The sequence below is a fragment of the Paenibacillus xinjiangensis genome (assembly GCF_059686975.1).
Genome location: NZ_JCAALS010000017.1, coordinates 38850 through 56719, shown reverse-complemented (window position 1 = coordinate 56719; position 17870 = coordinate 38850). Strand labels below are relative to the sequence as shown.

The 17870-nt window shown below is 47.2% G+C and carries 20 protein-coding genes; 6 read left to right on the top strand and 14 right to left on the bottom strand.

Annotated features, from left to right (window positions below; translation table 11 throughout):
* Nucleotides 1–7 precede the first annotated feature (7 nt).
* From AC6ESP_RS17560 to AC6ESP_RS17545, 4 genes are all read right to left on the bottom strand, one after another.
* On the bottom strand, nucleotides 8–898 hold the full coding sequence (locus tag AC6ESP_RS17560; RefSeq protein ID WP_497098029.1) for a DUF2232 domain-containing protein: 891 nt from the start codon (nucleotides 896–898) through the stop codon (nucleotides 8–10).
* Between the two features lie 241 nt (nucleotides 899–1139).
* The gene (locus tag AC6ESP_RS17555) at nucleotides 1140–3074 is read right to left on the bottom strand and encodes an amidohydrolase family protein (protein ID WP_497098028.1); all 1935 of its coding nucleotides are present in this window, start codon (nucleotides 3072–3074) and stop codon (nucleotides 1140–1142) included.
* A gap of 131 nt (nucleotides 3075–3205) precedes the next feature.
* Entirely contained in the window at nucleotides 3206–3628 is a 423-nt protein-coding gene (locus tag AC6ESP_RS17550) for a CBS domain-containing protein (RefSeq protein WP_497098099.1), read from the bottom strand.
* Nucleotides 3629–3681: 53 nt separating this feature from the next.
* Nucleotides 3682–4740, bottom strand: a complete 1059-nt coding sequence (locus AC6ESP_RS17545) for an LCP family protein (RefSeq protein ID WP_497098027.1) — start codon at nucleotides 4738–4740, stop codon at nucleotides 3682–3684.
* Between the two features lie 205 nt (nucleotides 4741–4945).
* On the opposite strand from AC6ESP_RS17545, the gene AC6ESP_RS17540 reads away from it, so the two are divergent.
* Nucleotides 4946–5299, top strand: a complete 354-nt coding sequence (locus AC6ESP_RS17540; RefSeq protein WP_497098026.1) for a DUF4870 domain-containing protein — start codon at nucleotides 4946–4948, stop codon at nucleotides 5297–5299.
* Nucleotides 5300–5353: 54 nt separating this feature from the next.
* On the opposite strand, the gene AC6ESP_RS17535 is transcribed toward AC6ESP_RS17540, so the two are convergent.
* Both AC6ESP_RS17535 and AC6ESP_RS17530 read right to left on the bottom strand, forming a co-directional pair.
* Nucleotides 5354–5698 carry an MmcQ/YjbR family DNA-binding protein gene (locus AC6ESP_RS17535; RefSeq protein WP_497098025.1) on the bottom strand — a complete coding sequence of 115 codons (345 nt, stop codon included), beginning with the start codon at nucleotides 5696–5698 and terminating at the stop codon, nucleotides 5354–5356.
* An 18-nt stretch (nucleotides 5699–5716) separates the two neighbouring features.
* Nucleotides 5717–6490: a DUF1836 domain-containing protein gene (locus tag AC6ESP_RS17530; protein ID WP_497098024.1), complete on the bottom strand. Its 774-nt coding sequence runs from the start codon at nucleotides 6488–6490 to the stop codon at nucleotides 5717–5719.
* A 263-nt stretch (nucleotides 6491–6753) separates the two neighbouring features.
* Here AC6ESP_RS17530 and AC6ESP_RS17525 point away from each other — a divergent pair, with 263 nt between their 5' ends.
* Nucleotides 6754–8058: a hemolysin family protein gene (locus AC6ESP_RS17525; protein ID WP_497098023.1), complete on the top strand. Its 1305-nt coding sequence runs from the start codon at nucleotides 6754–6756 to the stop codon at nucleotides 8056–8058.
* A 278-nt stretch (nucleotides 8059–8336) separates the two neighbouring features.
* Here the strand turns inward: AC6ESP_RS17525 and AC6ESP_RS17520 are convergent, their stop codons facing one another.
* The 6 genes from AC6ESP_RS17520 to rpsF all read right to left on the bottom strand — a co-directional run bounded on the left by AC6ESP_RS17520 (nucleotide 8337) and on the right by rpsF (nucleotide 12935).
* The gene (locus AC6ESP_RS17520; protein WP_497098022.1) at nucleotides 8337–9485 is read right to left on the bottom strand and encodes an AI-2E family transporter; all 1149 of its coding nucleotides are present in this window, start codon (nucleotides 9483–9485) and stop codon (nucleotides 8337–8339) included.
* 165 nt (nucleotides 9486–9650) lie between these two features.
* The gene (locus AC6ESP_RS17515; RefSeq protein WP_497098021.1) at nucleotides 9651–10829 is read right to left on the bottom strand and encodes an NAD(P)/FAD-dependent oxidoreductase; all 1179 of its coding nucleotides are present in this window, start codon (nucleotides 10827–10829) and stop codon (nucleotides 9651–9653) included.
* Nucleotides 10830–10858: 29 nt separating this feature from the next.
* Nucleotides 10859–11290 carry a helical membrane plugin domain-containing protein gene (locus tag AC6ESP_RS17510; RefSeq protein WP_497098020.1) on the bottom strand — a complete coding sequence of 144 codons (432 nt, stop codon included), beginning with the start codon at nucleotides 11288–11290 and terminating at the stop codon, nucleotides 10859–10861.
* A 487-nt stretch (nucleotides 11291–11777) separates the two neighbouring features.
* Nucleotides 11778–12062, bottom strand: coding sequence for a 30S ribosomal protein S18 (gene rpsR / locus AC6ESP_RS17505; RefSeq protein WP_497098019.1), 285 nt, complete (start codon nucleotides 12060–12062; stop codon nucleotides 11778–11780).
* 18 nt (nucleotides 12063–12080) lie between these two features.
* Nucleotides 12081–12614 (bottom strand): single-stranded DNA-binding protein, encoded by a 534-nt coding sequence (ssb, locus tag AC6ESP_RS17500; RefSeq protein WP_497098018.1) that lies wholly within the window; start codon nucleotides 12612–12614, stop codon nucleotides 12081–12083.
* Between the two features lie 36 nt (nucleotides 12615–12650).
* Nucleotides 12651–12935, bottom strand: a complete 285-nt coding sequence (gene rpsF / locus AC6ESP_RS17495) for a 30S ribosomal protein S6 (protein ID WP_494848645.1) — start codon at nucleotides 12933–12935, stop codon at nucleotides 12651–12653.
* A gap of 209 nt (nucleotides 12936–13144) precedes the next feature.
* Between rpsF and AC6ESP_RS17490 the strand changes: the two genes are divergently transcribed.
* Complete coding sequence (locus AC6ESP_RS17490) at nucleotides 13145–13327, top strand: YjzC family protein (protein ID WP_497098017.1); 183 nt, start codon at nucleotides 13145–13147, stop codon at nucleotides 13325–13327.
* A 299-nt stretch (nucleotides 13328–13626) separates the two neighbouring features.
* On the opposite strand, the gene AC6ESP_RS17485 is transcribed toward AC6ESP_RS17490, so the two are convergent.
* Nucleotides 13627–13980, bottom strand: coding sequence for a hypothetical protein (locus AC6ESP_RS17485; RefSeq protein WP_497098016.1), 354 nt, complete (start codon nucleotides 13978–13980; stop codon nucleotides 13627–13629).
* Nucleotides 13981–13996: 16 nt separating this feature from the next.
* Nucleotides 13997–14119: a hypothetical protein gene (locus AC6ESP_RS17480; RefSeq protein ID WP_497098015.1), complete on the bottom strand. Its 123-nt coding sequence runs from the start codon at nucleotides 14117–14119 to the stop codon at nucleotides 13997–13999.
* A gap of 352 nt (nucleotides 14120–14471) precedes the next feature.
* Here AC6ESP_RS17480 and AC6ESP_RS17475 point away from each other — a divergent pair, with 352 nt between their 5' ends.
* Genes AC6ESP_RS17475 through AC6ESP_RS17465 form a run of 3 tightly spaced genes read left to right on the top strand, consistent with a single transcriptional unit; the run spans nucleotide 14472 to nucleotide 17867 of the window.
* Complete coding sequence (locus AC6ESP_RS17475) at nucleotides 14472–15662, top strand: amidohydrolase family protein (RefSeq protein ID WP_497098014.1); 1191 nt, start codon at nucleotides 14472–14474, stop codon at nucleotides 15660–15662.
* Between the two features lie 28 nt (nucleotides 15663–15690).
* Entirely contained in the window at nucleotides 15691–16938 is a 1248-nt protein-coding gene (locus AC6ESP_RS17470) for an ABC transporter substrate-binding protein (protein ID WP_497098013.1), read from the top strand.
* Between the two features lie 47 nt (nucleotides 16939–16985).
* Nucleotides 16986–17867, top strand: a complete 882-nt coding sequence (locus AC6ESP_RS17465) for a branched-chain amino acid ABC transporter permease (protein ID WP_497098012.1) — start codon at nucleotides 16986–16988, stop codon at nucleotides 17865–17867.
* Nucleotides 17868–17870 lie beyond the last annotated feature (3 nt).

Here is a 17870-nt window from a genome sequence, read left to right as displayed (position 1 = left end):
TCCTGTGCTATGATTTCGTAAACGACTTGCGGATCGGAAAAGCAGCATCCAGCACGCCGATCAAGCTAAGCGGCGGGAACAGCAGAACCGGAATAGCGATAAGCACGGGAACTGCTTTGTTCCATTTGCGCTGATGAGCAATGAAGAAGAAGAACCCAACCGCCTGAACCGCGAAGGCATACCGTAATAACGGCAGTAAATTCATCAATGCAACAGAGAAGAATGACGTATCCTCGCTTGATACGAACAAAGCCATCACATACAGAATTAAGTAATACACGACAAGCACCCGCGGCAGTCTCCAATCTTTGGCTGGAGGCACACCCGGCAAGTCCATGCCGCTCGCGTTCAATATTTTACGTGAAAGATAATGTGTAATAATCGTGTAGAGGACCGCTACGATAATCAAAGCCATCGGAATTGAATTGACCATCATCTGAATCACGAGCTCTATGTAGTCGTCATTCAAGACGGTTGAGAAGAGTGGATCCTTAGCAGTTTCATTGAACATCGTGCGTGCTGTCGTCCCCATCTCGTCGATGATCGATATATCCATAATCACTTGGAGAACTAAGAACTCGGCAAGTATTAGCGCTAGCAACGTAAGGATCGTGCGCTTCATAACCGTGGCTGCCGGCAGCCGCTTACGATACATATGTCCCATATAGATTGCTGGAATCAGGAAGAACAATCCAATGATCAAGACAGCGGGGCCTAATATAACGGCAGCGATGATCCAGACGGGTACAAGATGCAGCAGGAACGAACGATTCGACAGCATCGTGTACAGCACCACATAAGGCACCATCAAGAGCAAGACGGTCAATATATTCAATCCAGGTACCGCTACTGACAAAATAAGGAGCAATGCCGCTACGCTCCAAAGTACTGACTTCAAACCAGGCTTCAAACCTTTCACCTCTTGCGCATATAATCGTTAGCTAATTACACAAACTTTCCACACCCCATTATAGCATAAAAGCTCAACATATCACGTACAATCCCATCGCTGCCTGAGTGCCTGCTGCCAAAGTCCTCGAGATACAAGTGTACATACCTTATCCGAATGAAGCGGCAGGGCCGAGACTGCGCAAGCCCGCTTCCCAAGCACCGCTGCTTCCATCCACATCACGAAGCCATTATTCTATGGTCCACACGTCTCCGTCATTAGCTACGTTGTAGCCAAGCCTTGTCAGCAGAGACAATGGTACAAAAGCCCGCTGTCCAATCGATAAAAGCTCAGCTTGAACACCATCTGCCGTTAAGTGATACCCGCGCTCCAGCATTAGCTGTCCGAGCGCGGGGGCTATGCCCGCCCTGCGACCTGCCTCTGATAGCTGCGAGGATTCGCTCTTAGCCGCTGAGAAGGTATGCTGGATGTCATTCCAGCTCAGCTGGTAGCCATGCTGCTCCAGCGCATATACGTCGACATAATGTCCTTCCTTATACGTCACTACCGGATAACTCGTGCTTCCCCATTGAAGCTGTCCAGACTTCTCCGTTAATCGTACAAACTCGCTGCGAATCGGCTCACCTACCCGAATCTGCTTATTCAGCTTGCCATTATCCATTGCCAGCTTGCCACCAATGAAGACATACCGGATTCCTCCTGACAGCTGATCCGGCTTATCTACGGTCGATCGGTCGATTATCGTCTTGTAATCGAACACGACGATATCCGCATCCATCCCCTTCGATAGTCTGCCCTTCTTGCGAAGCAATGGAGCTTGCTTCTCCAGCCGCTGGGCAGGCAATAAGCTCATCTTCGCAATCGCATCCATGAGGGACATCGTTTGCTTCTCCCGCACATACAGCCCTATCGTCCGAGCGAAGGTGCCTGAGGCGCGCGGATGATTGTTCAGCCCCGGCTCCAGAATCGCATCACTGCCAATCATGACATAGGATGCCTTCAGCGCGTCTACCACATCCTGAGCAGGTATAGCATAGGCGACAGCAAGCTTGCCCTCTGAGCGGTATTGGCTGAAGGTCTGCTCCGTCAGTCTCTCCATCGTGCCGGCGATCTGCAGATCCTCGAAGGAGATACGGAACCTCGACTGCCACCCCTTATCGAATCTTGCGGAGTTGAGATAAGTGCCCCAGTAATCATACGGATACACGCAGGCCGTCAGATCCAGCCCCTTCTTGCGCGCTTCGTCTACCAGCTTCAAGGACTGCCCCATCGAGAAAGTCCCGCCCGTGCTGTTAATATGATCAATATGTACGGCTGCGCCCGTTAGCTCTGCATATTCAATCAACTCATTGACTGCCTCGATGTTCGTGCCTGGAGGCTCCATATCCGAATACCGCGCATGAAAATAGACAGGCACATTGTACTCGCTTGCCAGCTCCATAAGCGGAATAATCTCCGCCGCCGAGATGCCCGGCACATATTCCAGGCTGAAGGAAATGCCCAGCGCTCCATCATTCAGGGCTTGCTCGGCCTGCTGCACAAGCAGCCCAATCTGCTCTGGCTGCGCACTGTCATAACGGCCCAGACGGAACTGATTGCGTGCCTGCGTATAGAAGAAGGAAGCGCCGAAGTGCACGGGCGTTTCATTACGCTCGTAATAGCTGTACCACTGCTTGGGTGTGGACGTGCCGCCATGCATAGCGATATTCGCCGTAACGCCATCTCCAATCTTCTGCCATACACCAAGTGGATTCGGGTCATAGGATAGATTGTCGATGAACCCTGGGGCCACAACGAGACCTTCAGCATCAATGATGCGTTTGCCTGTCAGAGGCTGTGAGGTTACAATCGCGATCTCTCCTCCTGTAATCCCCACATTCCAGCCTGTCTTGTCCAGCCCGGACTCAGGGTCCATCACTCTCCCACCCTGAATGACGGTATCATATTCCTTCGCCAGCTCTGCCTCTGTCCATTGCTGCTGGGCAACTAAGGCTTGCTGAGCACTGCTCAGCCTGTTGGAAGCATAGTCACCTCCTGCTGCGCCTCCGCTATCTCCACCGCTGCGATACCAGCCGGTATAGCAAGCAATAATGACGACCGCTAATAAACCAAAAAGACGGAACCTCTTTCGGTTTCCGCCTTTTTGGTGCTCTTTCTCTTTCATGCGAGCCCCTCCTGAAGTTAATTCCGACTATATGACCACATTTTTCCCATATGTAGGAAGAAATATGACCCCATGTCAAAACTTCAGTACCGGCACTCGATTGCTGCTATGCCTAAACAGCTAATCAGCATTTATGCTTCAAGCTTCATCGTACCCTGCATAATCGTCTGGCAGTAATCAATAATTTCACTTCGGCGCACAATACCGATGAATCGTCCCATATCATCAGTCACAGGTACGAAGTTCTGTACCTTAGCCAGCGTAATCAAATCCGCCATGTTGGCGTCAATCTGGACTGAGCGATTATTCAGCCGCAGCGGCACCTCGGACAGCTTGACCTTATTCGTTAACTCGAACGTGAGATCTGCCCGATTCTTCATAAACCACAGCAAATCGCCCTCTGTGACAGTTCCTGCGTATCCACCCTGCTCGTCAATAATAGGAACAGCTGTATAACGGTGGTGCTCCATCTTCTCCAGGGTCTGCCTGAGCGTTGCTTCTTGTGTTACTGTGACCACTTCCTGCTTAGGCAGCAGAAAAAAAGCAATATTCATCCGTCCTTCAACTCCATTCCTCGTCACTTCATATACGTCCTGCATAATAATTCTTAATGTACGGCCCGTTCTGTGCTGCTCTCGCTCGATAAGGATGAGACCGGCTTACTGGATTTCGATACGTACTTGTCAGGCAGGATAAGCTCATTCTTCACTGTGTCCGCATTCATCCAGCTGTCGATCATCAACTGTGCCTTAGACAAGTCCTCTTCATCGGAGAAATAGTACCATGTACCGCCAGCAACAAGCCGGTGCCCGTCACCCTTCAGCGTATGACTGTAGATGGTGCGAGTATCTGTCTGCAGCATCGCCTGTGCCAAGTTAATCATTTGCTCAGGCCGCAGGTCCGTGCTGAAATTATCACCCATGATGTCGATCAATTCAGGAATTTTCGCCCATTGCCCCACTCCAGAAGCTTTATCCAGCATAGCGCCCACGAACTCCTGATGCCTGCCCGTGCGGCTCATGTCACCTCCGGCATCTTCCCGGAATCTCACATAATTGAGCGCATCCGTACCATTATATACACTCTGACCCGCTTTCACGACAAAATGCTCATGATCAGGATCATCATTTACTAGATCTTCTTCAATGGGAAGCGCGATTCCTCCCATGGCGTCAATAACATTCCGGAAGCCCTCGAAATTAATCGTGGCATAATGATTAACCGGAGCAGCGAACAGCTTCTCTACCGTTTCTACTGCCATCTTCGCCCCGCCGAAGGCGTAAGCGTGTGTAATTTTGTCCTTCTTGTCTTTACCCACTATATCCACATACATATCTCGAGGAATTGACAGCATTAAGATAGCCCCATCCTTCGGCCGTATGACCGTGTAGATCATCGTATCCGAACGCCCTATCTCTTTGCCCCGCTGGTCCACACCGAGCAACAGGAGAGAAAGTGGCTGCTTATCTTCCTCATTGCTAACGATGGGAACAGGCTCTCTTCCCTCTATTGGCTTGTACGTCTGCTCCAGCTTAGCAGCTACCGAATCCTCCAGAAACCATTCGAACCCGAGCATGGCAAGTGCCCCGCGATTGAAATAACCCGCTGTGCCAAGCACAACAATAATTGCCGCTATCGTATAGATCCATTTTTGTTTTTTGTTCATCTTCATATAGGAAGCTTGCTCCTCGCTCAATTGTCGTCTAGTGCGAATATCACACACTTCTACATTTTAGACGAGTGAAGAGAGCGGCAGGTTACAAAAGCTTTACAAAATCTGTCTTCCAGTTGTGGGAATAAAAAGGAATATAGGTGCTTGACCACGAATACACTCAATGCAGGAATAACAATAGAGAGGGTGACCTTCTTCTATGCAATCCCCTTCGCTCGAGCCAGATCAATCATCAACTGGACTAGACCCCAAGGTTGTTGGGTTATTATGCTATCTGGGAGTATTTGTAACCGGCATTATATTCATTGCTATCGAGAAACAGAGTCGGTTCGTCAAGTTTCATGCGATGCAGTCTATTGCTACGTTCGTTCCTTTGTTCGTGCTTAATCTTGTATTTCAGTTCATTCCGTTTATTGGGTGGCTGCTGAATCTTATACTAGCGCCCGTGAGCTTCATATTATGGATAGCGCTTATGCTGCTCACCTTGCAGGGCAGAACGTATAAGCTTCCAATTATCGGGGATTGGGCGGAGCAGCAAACGAATAAGTTCTAAGGAATAGAGGCGGAGCCGGTCCAATCGGCATCTGCCTTTTGCAGTTCTTCTAGGCTATGGCCGAAGAACTGACAGCTCGGACCGCGCTGCTTTCGTTAAGCTAGCCACTACAAGCTCGTAAGAATGATCTATCATGCTGCTCAGCTCATCCTCTGTCAGCGAACCGTCGCAGTCGACCGTGTTCCAATGCTTTTTATTCAAGTGGTAGCCCGGCTTCACAGCTGCGTACTGCTCACGCAAATTCTCAGCAATGACGGGGTCGCATTTCAGTGAGATCGAATCTTCATTTAGTAAGGCATACATTTTGCCTGCAACCTTCATCACTAAGGGCTGAGGTCCGAATGGATAGTCCTCATAAGCTCCTGGCTTGCTTTTGCAATACTGTATAATTCTCTCCACTACTACTTGCTCCCCCTTCTATTGCTGCTCCTTAAGGAACAGTGTGGCATTGCAATAGCGCCTTGCTAAGGAATGGAAGTAAGACGTCTGAATCGAGATCGCGGCGATGAATAGAATGTTGCGCAGCGCTTCTGTCTGTTCCTCTGTCAAATGCGGAATTTGATCAACGAAGCGGTCTGCCGATGAACGAATCGCATTCTCTGTAAGGGAATCCTGGTTGCGTCCGCCCTTCACATGACCGACGATATCCAGCACCTGATCATTATTCGCATCCATTTCTTCGAACATCGTGGAATAGGACGCATACAGCTCGAGTGGACCGATGAGATCATCATGCTCGTCTTCGGGCTTGTTGAACAAGATTTCGAATAACTTGCGAATGGAGTCGAAATCCAGATTTGACTTCAGATCTTCAATAACAAACAATAATGCGGCTTGATTCAGCGAATATTTTTTGCCTATTTTCGGACAATCGAAATAAGCCTTGAAGTCTCTCTTCACCCAATTCTGCATAGAGGTAATAGACATATGGGAGTACTCAATTAATTGGCCCAGGGCCGCTATTTCCTGTAGCGAGAAGCCGCGCACCTCATTGCCTTTTATCATCTTAACTAAGACGGGTGGCAGTGCCGTAGACAAAAAAGCCGGCAGCGGCGAACCCGATTCATAGGCGTCACGATGTGATTTTTTCCAAGCCTGCTGCAGCACTTGCAGCGGATTGTCGCTATATCGGCCATGCAGAGCAAGCAGCAGATTAGCCATTTCTTTGCGAGTAAGCGTGAAAGATTGCATGTCGCCTTCCTCCTACATCTGTATTTCAAGTTCAATTGAACTCATCATACGCTCATATACATACCCTTGTAAAGACGAGATATTTGCTAATAATGTGTTCTCAGTATCGTTTTTTGCGTTAAATTCGAAGGTAATAGACTTGTATAGTTAAATAGAGAGATTGCAAAGTATACGATAAGTTCGTTATAGTAGTTCATAAGAACTTAAAATAAAAAAACAAAGGATTGTGAACGAGGACAATGGGTATAGGATTCAGTCTATTTATGATTGCCGTATTAATATTATTGACCGCTTTTTTCGTAGCTACAGAATTTGCTATTATTAGGCTTCGTGCGAGCCGTGTGGATCAATTGGTCCTTGAAGGAAAGAAGAACGCACTTGCCGTACAACAAGTAACAAGCAATCTGGATGCTTATCTGTCAGCGTGTCAACTTGGTATTACGATCACGGCTCTCGGACTTGGTTGGCTGGGTGAACCAACGGTAGAACTTATTCTTCTCCCTTTATTCGAGAATTTCAATGTAGACAGCAGTATCAGCCATATTTTATCCATAGTCATTGCATTCGTAGCTGTAACCTTCCTGCACGTCGTGATTGGTGAGCTTGCTCCTAAATCATGGGCGATCCAAAAGGCAGAATTCATCAGCTTTATGGTTGCAAAACCAATTATCTTGTTCCACAAAATTTTGTTTCCCTTCATTTGGATTCTCAATGGTTCGGCCAACGCTCTAGTTCGTCTATTCGGACTGAAGCCAGCCAAAGAGCATGAAGAGGCCCATTCTGAAGAAGAAATTCAGATCATTCTGAATGACAGCTATCAGAGCGGTAAGATCAACAACACGGAATATGGTTATGTAAGCCGCATCTTTGCATTCGACGAAATGCTGGCCAAAGAAATTATGGTTCCACGCACAGACATGATTTGTTTATACTCCAACAATTCATTAATAGATAATATGGAAATTATTCGTAGAGAACAATATACTCGCTTCCCGGTAGCTACCGAGAGCAAAGACAATATTATTGGTATGATTAATACGAAGCAGCTCTTCCTTGAATTCCAAGAGAACAAAGAGTTCGACTTCAAGAAGCTTGTTCATCCTGTACTGACGGTATCCGAGGTGCTTCCGGTCAAAACGCTTCTTAAGCGCATGCAGCAGGAACGTGTTCATATCGCTATTCTAATGGATGAATACGGCGGAACCTCTGGTCTCATTACGATCGAAGATATTCTTGAAGAGATCGTTGGTGAGATTCGTGATGAATTCGATGGCGACGAACGCAAAGATATTGAGAAGCTTGAAGATAACTGCTACCTGCTCGACGGTAAAGTATCCCTTGATGAGCTCAGCCATCTAACTGGCGTTAATCTTGAGCATGAAGAAGTTGATACCGTTGGCGGCTGGTTATATAGCGAGATTCAAGATCCTAAGCCAGGCAAAGAGCTTCAACATCAAAATATGCGATTCATTGTTCGTGAGATCGGCAAGCACCGCATTAAGAAGGTCGAGCTCATTATTGAGAACGAAGACAATAGCAATGAAGAAGCTATTGTTGAAACAGCCTAATAAGCGGAAGTCATCCGCTTCTCTATATAGTCACCTTAAGGAACTCCCTCGATACGTCTTATAGACGTTCGGGGGAGTTTTTAATAATGAATAAACAAAATGAACGTCATACTGTTTCAAACCCCTCTTGTTCATGCATAACAAAAAGAGCCTGCAACGAAACGATACAGGCTCTCTCATAATAAAGGGATAGAGCTGGCCTGTTATGACAGGCCCCTCCGGTATTTGCTTATTCGATTTGCTTCGTTCCTTATAACACATGAAGCCTTTCACTCAATCTAAGTCTTATTCTCATCCTTATACAACGCAGACTTGGATGTCATATAGCCGAACAAATGATTGAACATCACCTTCAATACAGCATACCCTGGAACGGCAAGGACAACACCGACTACTCCAAATAAATTACCTGCTGTTAGAATAACGAAGATAATCGTAATCGGATGAATCTGTAAGCTTTTGCCCATAATCTGTGGAGAGATGAACTTGCCCTCAATTAGCTGTACAATCGTCCAGATGACGATCATGCTGAGCAGCATGACCGGTGAGGTAACAGCAGCTACGATTACCGCAGGAGTAATCGCGATAGCAGGCCCCAGATAAGGGATGACCGCGGTACAAGCGGCGATCAGCGCCAGCACCAGCGAATATTTCAGGCCAATAATCACATAACCGATATAGAGCAATATCCCGATGCAGAAGCTTACGACGATCTGACCGCGGATATAGCTGCTGATCTGACTATTCATTTCTCCCATTACACGAAGCGTCGGAGTACGCATGGCAACAGGCATGAAAGATACAATTTTGTCTGGAAGCTTCTTACCATCCTTAAGCAAATAGAACAAAATGAATGGAAGTGTAATGATGGCAAGAACGATTTCCTTGAGCGCACCTACGAATGAACCGATGCTGGTCCATGCATTATTAAGCACAGACGTAATTCTGCCAGTCAGCTCTCCCATTACATCGGTTGTATTCACATCGAACCAGCTCTGCAGCTGACTCGATAGAGAGCTACCCATAATAACGTCAAATTCATCTCTAATCTGCTCCGTGTATTTCGGCAAATTGTTAATCAGCTCTGTCACTTGTTCAGAGATAAGCGGAATTACTGCAACTAGAAGGATTGTAATAATGCCGATTATAATAATGAATAATAACAGAATCGAATACACTCGTTTGATACCCTTGCGTTCGAGCAGATCAACCACTGGGTTCAATAAGTAATAGACGATACCTGCCAGAATAACAGGCAATACAATAGTTTTGAGCAGAACTGTAATCGGTGTGAATATGAACGAAACCTTCGTGAAGACCATAATATTCAGTCCGACCAGCAGCAAGACCAGCAGGAATAGAACAAACTTATTATTCAATATGAAGCGTTTGAATCTCCCGGTGCCTGTACGTATGTGATCCTCCATCTAACAACCCCCCTATTTTGCCATAACCTTCAATATGTTAAAGGGTATTATACCATTAATAAAAGTTCAATTGCGAATCAGAGGCGTAATGGACAGCACTGATTCAGACCCAATAAAAAAGCCCCCGTCACGAATGACGAGAGCTTAATCCAATGGATATTGGAATTAGTGTACCAAGGAGAACAATCCGTTAACATGCGACAGGTAGCGCACGTTACTTGCTTCCTTCATAAGGGAAGCTGCTGTTCCTTTGAGACGAAGCTGGCTAGCACCAACTGTTCCGATTCCGTCTTTTCTACCCAAGCTTGCAAGTACGCCCGAGTTAACGAATTGGAATGTCTTCATCGGAATGCCTTTGGAGCTTGCATAGATGTTGTAGCCAATAGCCTCGCCCATTTGCCAAGCGATTTGTGCACTTGGAGGGAACGGACGGCCTTCAGCGCCCATAACGACTGCGTTATCTCCAGCAAGGAAGATGTCTGCATGCGATGTGGATTGCAAGAACTCAGTAACCGTAGCACGACCACGGTTCACTTCGATACCACAGTTCGCTACTACAGGGTTGCCTGTAACGCCGCCTGTCCATACGAATGTGTTCGTCTCGATCGTGTTGCCGTCTTTCAGCATAACAACATTGCCTTTCACTTCTGTAACCGCAACGCCCATGATCAGCGTTACGCCACGTTTCTCAAGGCTAGCTTTTGCACGGTCAACCAGCTCGGCTGGGAAGCCTGCAAGGATGGAAGGACCAGCTTCGATGTTATACAGCTTAATGTCGTTAACGTCAACGCCTCTAGCTGCACACCATTTTGGAAGCATATCTGCGAACTCACCGATAAGCTCGATACCAGTCAAGCCGCCGCCGCCAACAACGATTGTTGCGTCAGCTGGGTTTTTGGATTTGCTGTAAGCTTCGATACGAGCTTGAACATGAGAAGCAATCTTTTTCGCTTCTTCAACGGATTTCAGCGTCATGCTGTTCTCTTCAAGTCCTGGAATACCGAAGAATGCTGTTTCTCCGCCAAGTGCGACAACGAGTGTATCATACTTGAAAGTGCCGCCTTTAGCCAAAGTCACTTGTTTTTTATCCGGTGCGATGTTATCAACTGTATCGATAACCAGATTGATTGATTTGCCTTTCAACAGCTTATCAAGAGGCAATGCAATGTTCTGCTCGTTCAGGCCTCCAACAGCCAGACGGTGCAATTCAGTTACGATCTGATGATAAGGGACGCGGTTAACGACTGTAATCTCCGCTTCCTCAGGTGAGAAATGTTCACGGGACGACAGTGCGCTCAGCAAGCCGCCATATCCGCCACCTAGAATAAGAATTTGTTTAGCCATGGTTATCCTCCGTTCTTGTATTATTGGAATTAGTTGCTTTTACGCTCGGACAATACGCTTAGGAATGATTGCGCAAAACGCAATGTTTTTTGAACTTCTGGATCTTTCAGCATTTTCAACATACCGAAAAGACCAATTGTCGAAGAATCAGCTTGCGCACGGTCAGTAGCTTCAATAGCTGCAGCAGCGATGCCTTTTGCTTTGTCAGTAATTGGCTTAGCGAATTCAGCGATTCCGTGAGTCATGTCATTCATAAGAACTTTGTCGTTAGCTACAGTTGTTGCTACATCATAAGCTTTCGTCATAAGAGTAACCATTTCTGCCAGCTTCGGTAGATTGTCTACCAATACAGTAAGCGACTTCTGAACTTCTGGGTTAAGCAGCTGCTCCAATACATCGACTTGGACAGATGCTGCTTCTACTGCACCATTCTCGGGTTGTTGCGTTACGGTTTCGGACATACGAATTATAGCCTCCCTTTCCCTTGCCTTAATTTAAACTGATGACAACTTCACTTCATGAACAAGTCGAACTGTTGAAAATACGATCCTACGTGAAATATTTCACAGGCACGAGCATACAAACAATTCAGCTTCCCATTTCTATAGTCAATTGTAGTCCTGTTTCACAAAATGTTCAATAACCTATTTTTATGAATTGACACAAAAACAGCTTGAAATTGATTAGTTGACAGGTAATGTCACCAAAAAAACGATGATTACATAGTTAATTCGACATATTTATGAGAAAATGAATTAAAAAACCATTGGTTACAAATGGAAGTCATCCATTACTCATCATTATTTTATAAATAGTATTTCACAATCACCATTAAATTCACGATGCAATTTGTGGTGCTTGATGAAATTCCTTACTAGTCAGCTGACCTGAGCACATAAAAAAGCCTGCAGAGAATAATCTCAGGCAGGCTCTAAAGAGCAGTACATACTACTCAGTTGTATAAGGTAGCAATGCTACTGTACGCGAACGTTTGATCGCAACAGTGAGCAGGCGTTGATACTTCGCGCTCGTACCAGTTACACGACGTGGCAAGATTTTGCCGCGCTCGCTGATAAACTTTTTGAGCAGATCAGTATCTTTATAGTCAATGTGAGTGATTTTGTTTACAGTGAAGAAACATACTTTACGACGCTTGTTGCGGCCGCCTTTACGGTTGCCGAATTTGCGTTCTGGACGTTCTCCATCTCCACCATCTCTTGGCTTAAAGCTCATTCGAATCCATCCTTTCAATTAAAATGGCAAATCATCTTCTGATATATCGATCGGTCGACCATCATCCGAGAACGGATCACGGTTGTCGTTACGTGAGTTATTACCGGACCGGCTACCGCCACCGCTATTAGAAGCGTTGCCGCCGCCGAAAGATCCGCCACCACCGCTATTGCCGCCTGAACCGCCGCCGCTATTGCCACTGCCGCCCTCTTCGCGTGGAGCTCCGCCTTCACGGTTAGATTCCAAGAAACGAACGTTATCCGCTATGACTTCCGTCACATAGACACGTTTACCTTCGTTATTCTCGTAGTTACGCACCTGAATGCGACCTTCTACCGCTGTTAAGCGTCCCTTACGCAAATAGTTCGCACATGTCTCAGCAAGCTGCCGCCAAGTCACAACCGGAATAAAATCCGCTTCGCGTTCGCCCTGACCGCTAGTAAAAGGCCGGTCTACTGCTATCGTAAATTGCGTAACTGCTACACCAGCAGGTGTATAGCGCAATTCGGGGTCTCTCGTCAATCTGCCAATCAGTATTACACGATTCAACATCGTTATAGACCTCCCAATCGATCAATCAAACGTGGACTAAGCGACGTCTCTGACGATCAATGTACGGATAACTTCATCCGTAATCTTCATGATGCGGTCGAGTTCGTTCACAACTTCTGTCGTTGCGTTGAAATGAACCAGAACGTAGTAACCATCACGAATCTTATTGATCTCATACGCAAGACGACGTTTACCGATCACATCAGTCTTAGTGACCTCTCCGCCGTTGTTGATAATGCCATTGAATTTGTCGACGATGGCTTGAACGTTTTCTTGCTCAACATCTGGACGAATAATGTACATCACTTCATATTTGCGCATTTTATTTCACCTCCTTTTGGACTAACGGCCCCATAAATGGGGCAAGGAGCGAGGTTCTTACATACTCGCATCTGTTCATTATATCAAATCGCCTACCTTCTGACAAGTCTTGTTGACTCCCGTTTTCTGGTGTTCATGATCCTCACAGCTGCAGCCCATACTAAAGCTTGGGACAGCATTCGTTTGTCTCTTCGAGGAGGTGAACAAGAATGGGTGAATGGACATTGTTTTCTCCAGGAGATAAAGCTCCGAACGACGGTACTTATATCGAAGACGGCGTGAACTCCTTCCATATGGGCATTAACAACCCTAAGAAGGTGCATCTGGAGAAGGGCCAGCGGTTTCCAGAAACAACGAATCATGAGCGCAAGTGGAAGAAGATGGGTCATTAATCAAGTCATCAGAAAAAAAATAGGTGATATGCTGTATAAAGCCCAAGACCTTCGGACATTATAATTAAGGACGACGCGAAGAGAGGTGTGGTTCCGTTGAACCTTACGGTGCAAGGGCTACAAGAGGATTTAGTCCACTCAGTATAGAAGCGGAGGGTTGTGCCAAAGACACGTTCCGTAACACACGCGCATTCTAGTGCAAGCTCATATGGAAACATATGAAATTGAAGCAGTCGGTTCACGATGAAGCATTAGTGGAATTGTACACCGATTGCAAATAGTTGCTCCATCGATTTCTGTTACCGTGTGAAATCTAATAACTCAAACCAATAACCGCTGTCGTCAGGAAAAGGAGCTCGCAAGAGCTCCTTTTCTGTTGTTTCTATACTCGGTTTAGTCTCTTCTGTATTCGCTTCGCTTGTACAGCTCTTTGGTCTGGGTCTCCGGCTCGATTCAAAGCTCTCTCCCCACCAGCTCCTCGATGCCCTCATAATATAACGCTGCAAGGCTGCTCTATCCTGCAAATTCTCGTATGCCAGGAGCGTATACCGGTAGATCTCATCAGAATAAGGCTCTCTTTCCTGAAGCTCGGTGAGTCGTAGTACAGCCTGAAGCCCCTTCCCGTTAACAGTCCAGCTCCTCCAAATAATCACCGCGATACATAGCGAGCTAGCCTTCATAATCCTGTTTCCGGTCGAATTCAACCTTCATATTGGGTTTCCGATTCGTCAGCATCTTAATCTCCGCAAAATGATCGCCCGCTACCGATGGATCATTAGCATCAATCGTCATGACCCCGTTCTGTTGATAGTTTGATCGGTCGCACCGCCCGTTTGGAATAAGAATTCGATAATGGGCTTCTGATTATCAATGGAAGCTTCCTATTACCCATAAACCAGTGCGGGAAATCCACTTGTGTTAGCTGTAATGAAAGCTCACAACAAGAATGAAGTTTATGTTGTTACATAAGTCCAATGTTTCAGGAAATCTTTGTACGATGAGGACAATGACAGTGTCGACCTCACTATGTATAATTTTGCCATAAGAAGTTCTGTGTTAGATAATATGACATTTTTGTTGGCGGGGTGGACATATGCTGGATTTACTGCTTGAAAATGTTCGGCTTCCGGAGGAGTCTCGTTTCATGAACATCGGTGTGAAGGATGGGGTTATAGCATCAGTATCCGCAATAGGCTCACCCACTCTGGAGGCGAAAGTTCGGGAGCAGGGTCATGGCGGGATGCTCCTGCCAGGTCTGGTCGAGCCTCATATCCATCTGGACAAAGCTTACCTGCTCTCACGAATGGATGGAGAAGCTGACTCTCTGCAGAAAGCCATCCAGATGACGGCAATGATGAAGCATGGCTTCACACGTGAAGATATTCAAGCACGTTCGGAGGCAGTTATTCGACAGGCGATTAGAAACGGTGTCACGCACATGCGCTGTCATGCCGAGGTCGATCCGATTCTAGGACTCACAGCGCTCGAGGCGGCACTGGAGCTTCAGCAGCAGTTCAAGCCGTTCCTTGATTTGCAGGTGGTTGTATTCCCTCAGGAGGGGATATTCGCAAGCCCTGGCACAGCTGAGCTCATGGATGAAGCCATGCGGATGGGCGGCAATGTGGTGGGGGGCATTCCTTATCAGGATCCTGATCTCGTGGAGGAGCATCTGCAGTTCGTCTTCGATCTCGCAGAGAAGTATCACAAGCCGATTGACTTCCATGCTGATTTCTCGGATAACCCGCAGCAGCTAGCCATTAAACAGATTGCGGAGCGTACGATTGCCGCTGGCATGCAGGGACTTGTCTCCGCTGGTCACGTTACCTCGCTTGGATCACTGCCCTATGAGGAAGCAGCTAACATGGCTGATTTCATTCGTACAGCGGATATCCATGTGATGTGCTTACCGGCAACGGATTTGTATATTAACGGGAGAGGGGACCGCGAGAAGCATCGACGGGGACTTACACCAGTGAAGCTGTTGCTGGAGCGCGGCGTGAATGTAACGATCGGCGTGAATAATGTGCGCAATCCATTCACCCCCTTCGGCAAAGTAGATCCGCTGGAAGTCGCTTGGCTGCTTGCCGTTACCGCTTATATGGGAGGCGACTCAGATGCGAGGCAGCTGCTTCGCATGCTGACGGATGGAGCAGCAAGGGCGCTGGGACTAGCGCATTACGGCATTAAGACTGGTGCGTCAGCTGATATGGTGCTGTTCCCTGTATCATCTGCTCGTGATGTCCTGCTTGATCGACCAGAGCATCGAACGGTCTGGAAACGCGGCCTGAAGGTCGCTCAAGCCCAATCTGAGTATGTTCCACTGGGTCTACACTAAACAAACAAATAAAGGGAGCTGGGGAAGAATGAAAGGAATAATGTTGAAGAAATGGTCACTAGTCGCAATGATGGTTGTTATGGCATGGACATTGGCTGCTTGCGGCAGCACGAATAACAACGCGGGAACGACGACAGCTAACACCACAGGAGATACCACTGCACCAGAAGTGAGCACCGACCCAATCTACATCGGGATGTCTACAGAAGCTACTGGCGATAACGCGATGAACTCCGTCAACCTCTATCAGGGCGTGCAAGTAGCTGTTGATCAAATAAATGCCAAAGGCGGCATTCATGGACGTCTGGTTGAGCTAGTGGTTCGTGACACGGAGCAGAATCCCACACGCGGCATTAGCATTATCCGTGATTTTGCACAGAAAGAAAAAGTGCTTGGCGCGATTGGCGGTTTCCACAGTACCGTTATGCTGGCACAATCACCTATTCTAATTGAAGAAAAGCTTCCGTTTATTGTGGCGACCTCTAACGTTCCAGCATCGGTTGAGAGCGGAATGCCTTGGAGCTTCGGCGTTCGTATGAATGCTAATATTACCGCCCAATATGCATTGAACTTTATTAAAGAGCACTTCAGTACAACAAAGATTGCAATCTTGCATGAGAACGGTGGTTACGGCAAAGGCGCCGCTGCGGCAATGACTACAGTACTGGAAGCTGAAGGATTGAAGCCTGTTGCAGTAGAGTCCTTCGATAATGCCAAAGACAAAGATATGACTGCACAAGTTAACCACGCTAAGGAAGCTGGTGCAGAAGTTATTTATCTATTCGGTCAAGGTGCTGCCAATGGCTACGTGCTGCAAGCGATGGATAAGCTCGGATTCAAGGTTCCTGTTGTAGGTGAGAATGGTATGGCTAACAAGGGCGCTCAAGAGGTTGGCCAAGAGCTGGCTGAAGGTACCTTTGCTATTCAAACGGCGAACTTCAATGTAGAGCAGACACGTGAGCCTGCCAAAGTGTTCCTCGAGGATTTCACAGCTAAGTTCGGTCATATCCCAACGACCTTCGCTTCTGCTGCACAAGGCTATGATGGTGCAATGATCCTGTTCCAAGCGATTGCCAAGTCAGAGCTTACGGGCGATTTGGGTAAAGACCGCGAAGCGATCAGAACGACTCTTGAGTCTGGCCTTGGCGCTTATAACGGTGTTATTAGAGGCTGGGATGAAGTATTCACAGCAAAGAATCACGATGCTATTGATGTTAACTCCTACGTGATGTGTGTATGGAAGGACGGCAAGCTTGTCATCTCTGAGCTGCAATAAGCAATTAACCATCATCAGCAACTACTACTACGAAAAGAGGGATGGCCATGTCGCTTATCCTGCAGCTCGTTATCAGCGGGCTCTCGGTTGGATGTCTCTACGCTCTAATCGCCCTCGGCTATAGTCTAACGTTTGTCGTGAATGGGACGCTCAACATGTCTCAGGGACAACTGGTTATGTTAGGAGGAGTACTCATGTTCAGCCTTGCTGGGCATGGGGAAATGCCTTTTCTCGTCGCATTCGCTATCGCGGCCGGGTTAGTCGGGCTGCTTAGTATCGGTATTGAGAGGCTGGCGATTCGCAAGTTCAGTAAAGATGCCAATTCTATTGAATGGGTGCTCAGCACCATTGCAGTTGGCATTATTATTCAAGACGTTGCTCTCTACTTCAACGGACCGGATGAGGGAGTAACTCCCTCGCCAGTAGGCAATGACATGCTCCGAATATTCGGAGCGGGCATTTATTGGAAGGAATTTATTTTTCTTCCCGTAGTCGGTATCCTGCTTGCGCTGTTAATTATGTTCTATAAGAAATCCTATTGGGGCTTATGGCTAAGGGCGACGGCAGACAATCGGACAGCGGTTGAAATGATGGGCGTGAGCAGCAACAAGGTAGTGGCCGTTGCTTATGTGCTCAGCGGTCTGCTCGCAGGTATTGGTGGGGCTCTTATGTCAACCAACTACGCGGTTTCTGTCGACATTGGTCTTCCATTAGGTCTGAAGGCCATCTCCGTTGCTATTCTTGCAGGTGTTAACAATCCGAAGGGCATTGTTGCGGCGGGACTCATTCTTGGTGTAGCAGAAGTATTTATCGGACAGTATATTTCCACTTCGTTCCGCGAAATGTTCGTGTACGGAATGGTCATACTCGTGCTGTACTGGAAGCCGATGGGACTATTCAACGCACGCCGAACAGTCGTGAAAGTATAAGTA

What these genes read in the sequence shown, in the direction of transcription:
- AC6ESP_RS17555 (WP_497098028.1), bottom strand. Translation starts at nt 3,074, where the DNA reads ATGAAAGAGAAAGAGCACCAAAAAGGCGGAAACCGAAAGAGGTTCCGT.
- AC6ESP_RS17550 (WP_497098099.1), bottom strand. Translation starts at nt 3,628, where the DNA reads ATGAATATTGCTTTTTTTCTGCTGCCTAAGCAGGAAGTGGTCACAGTA.
- AC6ESP_RS17545 (WP_497098027.1), bottom strand. Translation starts at nt 4,740, where the DNA reads ATGAACAAAAAACAAAAATGGATCTATACGATAGCGGCAATTATTGTT.
- AC6ESP_RS17540 (WP_497098026.1), top strand. Translation starts at nt 4,946, where the DNA reads ATGCAATCCCCTTCGCTCGAGCCAGATCAATCATCAACTGGACTAGAC.
- AC6ESP_RS17530 (WP_497098024.1), bottom strand. Translation starts at nt 6,490, where the DNA reads ATGCAATCTTTCACGCTTACTCGCAAAGAAATGGCTAATCTGCTGCTT.
- AC6ESP_RS17525 (WP_497098023.1), top strand. Translation starts at nt 6,754, where the DNA reads ATGATTGCCGTATTAATATTATTGACCGCTTTTTTCGTAGCTACAGAA.
- AC6ESP_RS17520 (WP_497098022.1), bottom strand. Translation starts at nt 9,485, where the DNA reads ATGGAGGATCACATACGTACAGGCACCGGGAGATTCAAACGCTTCATA.
- AC6ESP_RS17515 (WP_497098021.1), bottom strand. Translation starts at nt 10,829, where the DNA reads ATGGCTAAACAAATTCTTATTCTAGGTGGCGGATATGGCGGCTTGCTG.
- AC6ESP_RS17510 (WP_497098020.1), bottom strand. Translation starts at nt 11,290, where the DNA reads ATGTCCGAAACCGTAACGCAACAACCCGAGAATGGTGCAGTAGAAGCA.
- rpsR (WP_497098019.1), bottom strand. Translation starts at nt 12,062, where the DNA reads ATGAGCTTTAAGCCAAGAGATGGTGGAGATGGAGAACGTCCAGAACGC.
- ssb (WP_497098018.1), bottom strand. Translation starts at nt 12,614, where the DNA reads ATGTTGAATCGTGTAATACTGATTGGCAGATTGACGAGAGACCCCGAA.
- rpsF (WP_494848645.1), bottom strand. Translation starts at nt 12,935, where the DNA reads ATGCGCAAATATGAAGTGATGTACATTATTCGTCCAGATGTTGAGCAA.
- AC6ESP_RS17490 (WP_497098017.1), top strand. Translation starts at nt 13,145, where the DNA reads ATGGGTGAATGGACATTGTTTTCTCCAGGAGATAAAGCTCCGAACGAC.
- AC6ESP_RS17480 (WP_497098015.1), bottom strand. Translation starts at nt 14,119, where the DNA reads ATGACGATTGATGCTAATGATCCATCGGTAGCGGGCGATCATTTTGCG.
- AC6ESP_RS17475 (WP_497098014.1), top strand. Translation starts at nt 14,472, where the DNA reads ATGAACATCGGTGTGAAGGATGGGGTTATAGCATCAGTATCCGCAATA.
- AC6ESP_RS17470 (WP_497098013.1), top strand. Translation starts at nt 15,691, where the DNA reads ATGAAAGGAATAATGTTGAAGAAATGGTCACTAGTCGCAATGATGGTT.
- AC6ESP_RS17465 (WP_497098012.1), top strand. Translation starts at nt 16,986, where the DNA reads ATGTCGCTTATCCTGCAGCTCGTTATCAGCGGGCTCTCGGTTGGATGT.